The sequence below is a fragment of the Streptomyces sp. NPDC058650 genome, from assembly GCF_042717315.1.
Lineage (GTDB): Bacteria > Actinomycetota > Actinomycetes > Streptomycetales > Streptomycetaceae > Streptomyces.
In genome coordinates this window covers 1-1057 of sequence record NZ_JBHXRL010000096.1, presented here as the reverse complement: position 1 = coordinate 1057, position 1057 = coordinate 1, and the positions used below count along the sequence as shown (strand labels likewise).

1 protein-coding gene and 1 pseudogene are annotated in these 1057 nt (G+C 69.6%); both read right to left on the bottom strand.

What is annotated here, in order from left to right; all coding sequences use genetic code 11:
• Positions 1-189: pseudogene (locus tag ACFWWU_RS37520) on the bottom strand (transporter); the annotation flags it as partial.
• Between the two features lie 103 nt (positions 190-292).
• Positions 293-964 carry a TrmH family RNA methyltransferase gene (locus ACFWWU_RS37515; protein WP_384153782.1) on the bottom strand — a complete coding sequence of 224 codons (672 nt, stop codon included), beginning with the start codon at positions 962-964 and terminating at the stop codon, positions 293-295.
• Positions 965-1057: the final 93 nt, after the last annotated feature.

The window sequence follows — 1057 nt, the reverse complement described above, 5'->3', positions numbered from 1 at the left end:
GTCCTCTACGGCGAGCTGGTGCAGGCCGAACTCCGCGGCGAGCATGTCGAGTTCGGCATCGGTGGGCCGATAGAGCCCGATCCACGCGAAGCCGCCGTGCTCGGCGCGTCGCTCGAATGTCTCGTCGAGGGTCGCCGGGGTGGCGACGCGCGTGCCGTCGCGGTAGATCGCGTTGTCGATGACCGTCATCGTTGCCAGTGTGCCACGTGCGGCGCGCCGGTCGAGTAGCGACGAAGGAGCGTATCGAGACCTGCAGGGGTTCGCGTGCTCTCGATACGCTCGCTGGCGCTCGCTACTCGACCGGCGAAGGGGCGGGCGGCACCGCGTGCGTCAGCACCCACGAGTGCATGGCGATCGCGGCCGCGGCGCTCGCGTTCAGCGATCGGGTGGAGCCGTACTGCGTGATCTCGACGATCGCGTCGGCCGCAGCGGTGGCCTCGGCTGAGAGCCCCGGCCCCTCCTGGCCGAAGAGCAGCACACAGCGCTCCGGCCACGCGAACGCCTCGATCGGCACGGACCCCTCGACGTTGTCGACGGCGATCACGGGCACGGATGCCTCGTGCGCCCAGTCGGCGAACGCCGCGACATCCGGGTGGTAGACGACGTGCTGGTAGCGGTCGGTGACCATCGCGCCCCGCTTGTTCCAGCGTCGGCGGCCGATGATGTGCACGGTGTCGGCGGCGAATGCGTTCGCGCTCCGCACGATCGAACCGATGTTCATGTCGTGCTGCCAGTTCTCGATGGCGACGTGGAACGGGTGCCGGTGCTCGTCGAGGTCGGCGACGATCGCGTCCATGCGCCAGTAGCGGTACCGGTCGATGACGTTGCGCGTGTCGCCGTGCAGGAGCAGCTCGGGGTCGAAGTGCGCCTCGTCGGGCCACTCCGCCTCGCCGCCCGGCCACGGCCCGACCCCGTGGGTCAGCGACGGCTCGATGCCGCTCGAATCGCTGGGCTCTGCGTTCACCCTGCAACGCTATCCGCCTTCCGGCCTCGCTAGAGCATCTGATCGGTCGGGCGGACGAGCATCTCGTTGACCGAGACGTGCTCGGGCTGCCCG